The organism is Streptomyces sp. NPDC004658, from assembly GCF_040609555.1.
Lineage (GTDB): Bacteria > Actinomycetota > Actinomycetes > Streptomycetales > Streptomycetaceae > Streptomyces.
Map to the genome: position 1 here is coordinate 1 of NZ_JBEXKG010000251.1, position 7,481 is coordinate 7,481.

The window sequence follows — 7,481 nt, forward strand, 5'->3', positions numbered from 1 at the left end:
CGCTGTTCAGGAACGCGACGATCCGGACGCCGAAGGTGTTCAGCAGACCGTGCAGGAGGAGGATCGCCGCGAACAGCAGCACCGTGCGGCCGGGCACCCGTACCGAGGAGCGGGGCAGCAACCGTGCCCGCAGTCGCGTCCCGGTGCTCACCGTGGCCCGCAGCCCCTCGGTCACCCGGCGCACGTCCTGCGCCGTCCCCGCCGCCGGGCGCGGCCGGGGCGCGTAGAGCACCTGCTCCACCGCGTCCGCCACCCGGTGCACCGCGGCCCCGGTCGCCGGATCGAGATGGCCGAGCCGGACGATCCGCTCGGCGGCCTTGCGCGGAGTCAGCGACTCGTCCGGCACGATGCCGTGGTCCCAGGCGCTGTCGGTCAGCTCCTGCCAGGCCGCCAGGGTGTGCGCCGCCGCGCCCCCCGCCGTCCGGGCGTGCCCGCCCAGCCGGCGCCCGCGCATCCGTTCCCGCCACAGCAGCGGCGACAGCGGAACCGCCAGGACCAGCAGCGCGCCCAGCCCGATCAGCGGCCACCACCACCAGCCGCCGCCGCCGTCCTCGTGGTGCGGGGCCGCCGCCGCGGACGGGCTGCCGCAGGCCTGGAGCCTGCGCAGCTCACCGGCGCAGCTCTCGCTCGGCGAGGCCTCCGCCGACGGCGCCGAGGACGCGCCCTTGGACGGCAGCGCCTCGTCCGGCAGCGAGCTGCCGGGCGTGTCGGACTGGGTGTACGACGGTGTCGTGCCCCGGGTGGGGGTCGGCTCGAAGCGGGTCCAGCCCACGCCCTCGAAGTACAGCTCGGGCCAGGCGTGCGCGTCCTTCTGGTTCACCGCGACCGTGCCGTCGCCCTGCGGGGTGCCGGGCGCGAAGCCCACGGCGACCCGGGCCGGGATGCCGAGGGTGCGGGCCATCGCGGCCATCGTGAAGGAGAAGTGGACGCAGAAGCCCTGCTTCTTCTTCAGGAAATTCGCGATCGCGCCGGGGCCGCGGCCCACCTGCACGGAGGTGTCGTACTGGAAGCCCCCGTTGACCGCGAACCAGTCCTGGAGCTTCACGGCCTCCTCGTAGTGATTGCTCGCGCCCGCCGTGATCTCCCGCGCCGTGCGTTCCACCACCTTCGGCAGCGAGGACGGCACCTTGGTGTACTCGCGCCGCAGAGCGGCCGGCGGTTGGGGCGCGGCGGCCAGCTGCTCCGCCGTCGGCCGCACGTCCAGGCTGGTCACCTGGTAGGTCTCGCCGCGCGTGGTCTGGCCGCGATCGCCGACGAGGGTCATCCCGACGGGCTCGTACCGCCACCGGCCGCTGACCTTCACCTCGCTCGGCGGATACGGCATCGGCAGCCAGTCCTGCGCGTACCAGTCCGCCGCCGTGACGGTCGTCGTCACCTTGCCGCTCTCGACGTCCGAGCCCAGGCCGATGGGCGTGGGGAGCCTGTCCGGCACACCGACGATGTGCCGCTGGGCCGGCTTCCAGGTGGTGCCGTCGAAGTCGTCCAGGGAGACGATCCGCAGGTACAGGTCGGAGATGTCGTTGGTGTCCGTCCGCAGCGTCAGCACCTGGCGGTCGTCGTTCGTGTTCAGGTTGTCGCGCAGCGACACCAGCGGGTTGACCGCCGAGATCGTGCCCCCGTTGCCGCTGCCCACCCCCACGCCGGTGCCCGCCGCGTCCAGCAGGCCGCCGTTGATCGTGGGCAGGGCGAGCGGCACCACCAGGGCCACACCGAGCGCCACCGCGCCGATCCGGCGTCCGGTGCGCACCGGCGCCACGGCGCTCTCCGGGCCGCCCGGGGTACGGGGCGCGCCGCCGAAGACCCGGCCCCACTGGGCGAGCCGGTCCCGGCCCTCCGCGAGCAGCAGCATCAGGTAGCCGGCCGCCGCCACCAGGAACCACAGCCAGCCCGCGCCGCCGCCGGACAGGCCCGCGGCCACCGAGTACAGCGCGAGCAGCGGCAGCCCGGCCGGGGCAGCGCTGCGCAGGGTCACCGCGAGCGTGTCCACCAGCAGCCCGATCAGCAGCACGCCGCCGATCAGCATCAGCTTGATGCCGTCGGTGACCGGCGCCGGTGGCGCGTACCGGCTGACGTCGTCCGTGCCCTGCTGGAGCAGGTCGCCGAAGTACCGGAAGGTGTCCGGGCCCGGGATCAGCCCGATGAGCGCGTGCCCCCGGGCGAAGACCAGGGTCAGCAGCATCAGGGTGACCAGTGTCTGCACCGCCACGGTCAGCGTCCGGCCCAGCGGGACCCGCCGGGCCGCCGCGCCCACCCCGGTCTGGATGGCCACCAGCGGGATCAGCTGCACGAGCCAGGTCGGCTCGGCGACCAGCGGCAGCAGCGCGCAGGAGGCCATCAGGGTGGCCGCCGCCGCGCACAGTGCCAGTCGTGCCCGCCCGCTCATCCCCGCGCCTCCCCGGTCACGGCGGCCAGACCGGAGCGCTCCCGGTCCGCCTGCCGCCACAGTTCGTCCAGCGAGGCGCCGCGCGGCACGCTCAGCGCCGTCCAGCCCGCCTCGCGCAGCATCCGCAGCCGCTCCTCGTGCCGGTCGCCCGGGCGGGGCACGTCGTTCGCCTCCCGGGTCCAGGTGCCGGGGTCCAGCACGAAGGCGACGGCGCCTCCGCTGCGCCGGCTCATCTTGGCGACCGTCGTGGCCTGCTCCTCGTCCAGGTCGCCGAGGAAGGCGATCAGCAACCCCTCGTTGCCGCCGCGCAGCACGTCGTACGCCCGGGACAGCCCGGTGCCGTCGGAGTGGTCGATCACCGCGAGGGTGTCCATCATCAGCCCGGCCGCGTCCGCCGTCTCCTGGCCGGTGCCCGCGAACCCGTCGGCGCCCTCGCCGGGCACCGCGCTGCCGCTGTCGGTCAGCAGCCGTACCGAGAAGCCGCGCTCCAGCATGTGCACCAGCACGGAGGCGGCTCCGGAGACGGCCCACTCGAAGGCCGAGTCCGGGCCCGCGCCCTCGTAGGCGCCGCCGCGGGTGTCCAGGAGCACGGTGCACCGGGAGCGCCGCGGCTGCTCCTCGCGGCGCACCATCAGCTCGCCGTAGCGCGCGGTGGACCGCCAGTGCACCCGGCGCAGGTCGTCGCCGTAGCGGTAGCCGCGCGGGATGACGTCGTCCTCGCCGGCGAGGGCCAGTGAGCGCTGCCGCCCGTCGCCGTACCCCTTGGCCTCGCCGCCGAAGCGGACCGGGGAGAGCGGCTCCACGCGCGGGATGACCGTCAGGGTGTCGTACGTCGAGAAGGACCGGGTCAGCTCGCACATGCCGAAGGGGTCGGTGAGCCGCAGCTGGAGCGGGCCGAGCGGATAGCGGCCCCGCAGGTCGGAGCGGACCCGGTAGGACACCTCGCGGCGGCCGCCCGGCTCGACCCGGTCCAGCACGAAGCGGGGCCGGGGCCCGAGGACGTACGGCACCCGGTCCTGGAGCATCAGCAGGCCGGTGGGCAGCCGGGAGACGTTGTCCATGCGCAGGTGCACCCGCGCCTCGCTGCCGGCGGGGACGCGCGCGGGGGCGAGGCGGCGGGTCGCGGCCACCCGGTAGCGCGTGCGGTACAGCACGATCGCGCAGATCAGGGGCAGTACGGCGAGCAGCAGGCCGACCCGCAGCAGCTCGCTCAGGCCCAGGACGAACGAGCAGATCGCGGCGGCGATCCCGGCCGCGAGGAAGGAGCGGCCCCGGGTGGTGAGACCCGCGAGGGCCGTACGGATGCCGCCCGCCTCCCCGCGGTCGGCCTCCGCCGGCCCGGCCCCCCAGGAGGTCATCACAGACTCCGCGGGGGCTGCTGGGGGTAGGCCGGGACGCTGCGGCCCAGGCCGCCGAAGCCGTTCTGCGGCGCGGGGGCCTGGGCGGTGGGCACCGGGGTGTGCTGGAGGATCTCCAGCACGACCTGCTCGGCCGTGCGGCGGTTCAGCTGGGCCTGGGCGGTGGGCAGCAGGCGGTGGGCGAGGACGGCGACGGTGAGTGCCTGGACGTCGTCCGGCAGCGCGTACTCCCGGCCGGCGAGGGCCGCAGACGCCTTGGCCGCGCGCAGCAGGTGCAGCGTCGCGCGCGGGGAGGCGCCGAGTCTGAGGTCGGGGTGGGTGCGGGTGGCGGCGACCAGCTCGACCGCGTAGCGGCGGACCGGCTCGGCGACGTGCACCCCGCGGACCGCCTCGATCAGCTTCACGATCTCGTGGGCGTGCGCCACCGGCTGGAGGTCCTCCAGCGGGCTGACCCCGCCGTGGACGTCGAGCATCCGCAGTTCGGCCTCCACGCTCGGGTAGCCGACGGAGACGCGGGCCATGAAGCGGTCGCGCTGGGCCTCGGGCAGCGGGTAGGTGCCCTCCATCTCGACCGGGTTCTGGGTGGCCACCACCATGAAGGGACTGGGCAGTTCGTACGTCTGCCCGTCGATGGTGACCTGCCGCTCCTCCATGGACTCCAGCAGCGCGGACTGGGTCTTGGGGGAGGCGCGGTTGATCTCGTCGCCGATCACGATCTGCGCGAAGATGGCGCCCGGCTTGAACTCGAAGTCCCGGCGCTGCTGGTCCCAGATCGACACGCCCGTGATGTCCGAGGGCAGCAGGTCCGGTGTGAACTGGATGCGCCGCACCGAGCAGTCGATGGACCGCGCCAGCGCCTTGGCGAGCATCGTCTTGCCCACCCCGGGGACGTCCTCGATCAGCAGGTGGCCCTCCGCGAGCAGCACGGTCAGCGCGAGCCGCACGACCTCGGGCTTGCCCTCGATCACGCCCTCCACCGAACCGCGCACCCGCTCCACCGTGGCGGTCAGATCTTCCCCCACCCCCGCATACGCCCGGGTGGGGGGACCCCCATGGCTCGCAGGATCCTCATAGGTCGTCACCCGGCCCTCCTCGGCCCGTTCTTTCCGGGCCGACGCTCTCGTGCGCGACCGGCCCACCCCGAAACACGGACACCACGCGGGAGAAGCCCCGCGTGACGTCACACCCCGCATTCTTGCTGCCGTTACCGATTCGTGTCACTCGCCTGTGGACAACTGCCCGCACGATGCCGGTCTTACGGCTTTTCGACCGCATTTTCGATACGGGACGGCGGGATGCGTTCCGGGCGGCGGGCCGGCACCCCGGATCAGGCCGGGTCGACCTCGCGCAGCAGACCGGTGCGCACGTCGAAGACGAAGCCGCGGACGTCGTCGGTGTGCAGCAGGAACGGCGAGGTGCGCACCCGCTGCATGGACTGGCGCACGTCCTGGTCCACGTCGCGGAAGGACTCCACCGCCCAGGACGGCCGCTGGCCGACCTCCATCTCCAGTTCGGTGCGGAAGTCCTCCGTGAGGGACTCCATGCCGCAGCCGGTGTGGTGGATGAGCACGACGCTGCGGGTGCCGAGCTTGCGCTGGCTGACGGTCAGCGACCGGATGACGTCGTCGGTGACCACACCGCCCGCGTTGCGGATCGTGTGGCAGTCGCCCAGCTGCAGGCCGAGGGCCTTGTGCAGGTCGAGCCGGGCGTCCATGCACGCGACCACCGCGACGTGCAGAACGGGGCGGGCGTCCATGCCGGGGTCCGTGAAGGCTTCGGCGTACCGCCGGTTGGCCTCCACGAGGCGGTCGGTCACGGTGTCTCCGGCCGCTATGGCGCCTTCGGATCCAGTGGGCACTGCTGCAGAAGTCGTCATGGTGACGACGTTACTGGTCACCCCGGGTTCCGGCGTGCTGTGAGAGAGGACAAAAATCGTCATCGTGGCATGTTGTGAGCTAACCCACACGGAGGGCGAACCCGACCGGACGGATGAATCCGTTCGAATGACCTCCCCGGTCCGCGCGCGGTGCGCGACGCGCAGGCCGGTTGATTGACCGCGAGACAGGGTGGACTAAAGTGGCGCGAAGCGGGAGGCGTGGCTCTTCCTGCTGGTGAAACCCCCGGAGACCCCGGCATGCGCCCGGACCGTCTCCCCACGCGCGCGGCGCGTACGTACGGCTCGGCCTCCTCCCGCTCCCGGTCGGCTGACGCTTCCGGCGCCGGCAGGCCGCCCCTTCACGAGCTGGCGGGGACCCGCGGCGGTGCGTATCCTGCGCCGGATCCTGAGAGGCCCCCTTGAGCCAGAGTCGACACGTCCCGGTGATGCTCCAGCGGTGCCTGGACCTGCTGGCGCCCGCCCTGGAGCAGCCGGGATCGGTGGTCGTCGACTGCACCCTCGGCCTCGGCGGGCACAGCGAGGCACTGCTCGGCCGGTTCCCCGGGGCGCGGCTGATCGGCCTCGACCGGGACAAGGAGGCCCTGCGGCTGTCCGGCGAGCGGCTGGCCCCCTACGGGGACCGCGCCACCCTCGTGCACGCCGTGTACGACGAGCTGCCCGAGGTGCTGGACCGGCTCGGCATCGCGCGCGTGCAGGGTGTGCTGTTCGACCTCGGCGTCTCCTCCATGCAGCTCGACGAGGCCGACCGCGGCTTCGCCTACGCGCAGGACGCGCCCCTGGACATGCGCATGGACCAGACGACCGGGATCAGCGCCGCCGAGGTCCTCAACACCTACCCGGCCGGCGAACTCGTGCGGATCCTGCGGGCGTACGGCGAGGAGAAGCAGGCCAAGCGGATCGTCGCCGCGATCGTCCGGGAGCGCGAGAAGGAGCCGTTCAGCAACAGCGCGCGGCTCGTCGAACTCATCCGGGACGCGCTGCCGCAGGCCGCCAAGCGCACCGGTGGCAACCCGGCCAAGCGCACCTTCCAGGCCCTGCGGATCGAGGTCAACGGCGAACTGTCGGTCCTGGAGCGGGCGATCCCGGCCGCCGTGAAGGCCCTGGACGTCGGCGGGCGCATCGCCGTGCTGTCGTACCACTCGCTCGAAGACCGGCTCGTCAAGCAGGTGTTCGCGGCCGGGGCCGCGTCGACTGCGCCGCCCGGGCTGCCCGTCGTGCCCGAGCGGTACCAGCCGCGGCTCAAGCTGCTCACCCGTGGTGCCGAACTTCCCACCGAGGAAGAGATCGCCGAGAACCGCCGGGCCGCACCGGCCAGACTGCGGGGTGCCGAACGCATCCGGGAGGACGTCGAGTGAGCGAGACGGGTCGGAAGGGTTCCCCCGCGCACCGGGGGAGCGGTGTCCCGCACGCACCGGGGGAGCAGTGAGCAGGAAACCCGAGCTGAAGGGGAGGGCCGCCCGGCTCGCCCGGCTCTTCCCGGCCGGTCGCGCCCAGGCGGCCCGCACCCCGTTCGTCCTGCTCGTCGTCGTGCTCCTCGGCGGCGGCCTCATCGGGCTGCTGGTGCTGAACTCCGCGCTCAGCGAAGGCTCGTTCAAACTCGCCGACCTGCAGAAGCAGACGAAGAACCTCACCGACGAGGAACAGGCCCTCCAGCGGGACATCGACGCCTACTCGTCCCCGGACGCCCTGCAGCGCCGGGCCCGCGAACTCGGCATGGTCCCCGGCGGCGACCCGGCCTTCCTCGGCCCCGACGGCTCCGTCAAGGGCGTCCCCGGCGTCGCCGCCCCCGAGCCCGCGGCCCTCACGGCCCCGGCCGGCCCCGGGCCGCTCACCCCGCCCGCCG

Annotated in this window: 6 protein-coding genes; 2 read left to right on the forward strand and 4 right to left on the reverse strand. The window is 73.5% G+C overall.

Going from position 1 to position 7,481, the window contains the following annotated elements:
* The 4 genes from ABZV94_RS38860 to ABZV94_RS38875 all read right to left on the reverse strand — a co-directional run.
* Window positions 1-2,383 (reverse strand): DUF3488 and transglutaminase-like domain-containing protein (locus tag ABZV94_RS38860; protein ID WP_356349337.1); only part of this gene is annotated, 2,383 nt, incomplete at its 3' end.
* Window positions 2,380-3,741 (reverse strand): DUF58 domain-containing protein, encoded by a 1,362-nt coding sequence (locus tag ABZV94_RS38865; RefSeq protein ID WP_356349339.1) that lies wholly within the window; start codon window positions 3,739-3,741, stop codon window positions 2,380-2,382. The genes ABZV94_RS38860 and ABZV94_RS38865, both read right to left, overlap by 4 nt.
* The gene (locus ABZV94_RS38870) at window positions 3,741-4,823 is read right to left on the reverse strand and encodes a MoxR family ATPase (RefSeq protein WP_356349342.1); all 1,083 of its coding nucleotides are present in this window, start codon (window positions 4,821-4,823) and stop codon (window positions 3,741-3,743) included. Before ABZV94_RS38870 ends, ABZV94_RS38865 begins: the two co-directional genes overlap by 1 nt.
* Window positions 4,824-5,068: 245 nt before the next feature.
* The gene (locus ABZV94_RS38875; protein ID WP_356349344.1) at window positions 5,069-5,680 is read right to left on the reverse strand and encodes a carbonic anhydrase; all 612 of its coding nucleotides are present in this window, start codon (window positions 5,678-5,680) and stop codon (window positions 5,069-5,071) included.
* Window positions 5,681-6,036: 356 nt separating this feature from the next.
* Here ABZV94_RS38875 and rsmH point away from each other — a divergent pair, with 356 nt between their 5' ends.
* Together rsmH and ABZV94_RS38885 are read left to right on the forward strand one after the other, a co-directional pair.
* Window positions 6,037-6,993 carry a 16S rRNA (cytosine(1402)-N(4))-methyltransferase RsmH gene (gene rsmH / locus ABZV94_RS38880; RefSeq protein ID WP_356349346.1) on the forward strand — a complete coding sequence of 319 codons (957 nt, stop codon included), beginning with the start codon at window positions 6,037-6,039 and terminating at the stop codon, window positions 6,991-6,993.
* A gap of 67 nt (window positions 6,994-7,060) precedes the next feature.
* Window positions 7,061-7,481 (forward strand): septum formation initiator family protein (locus ABZV94_RS38885; protein WP_356349348.1); only part of this gene is annotated, 421 nt, incomplete at its 3' end.

Bases quoted from the DNA above. Each gene is read 5' to 3' on its own strand.
- ABZV94_RS38865 (WP_356349339.1), bottom strand. From the start codon at position 3,741: ATGACCTCCTGGGGGGCCGGGCCGGCGGAGGCCGACCGCGGGGAGGCG.
- ABZV94_RS38875 (WP_356349344.1), bottom strand. From the start codon at position 5,680: ATGACGATTTTTGTCCTCTCTCACAGCACGCCGGAACCCGGGGTGACC.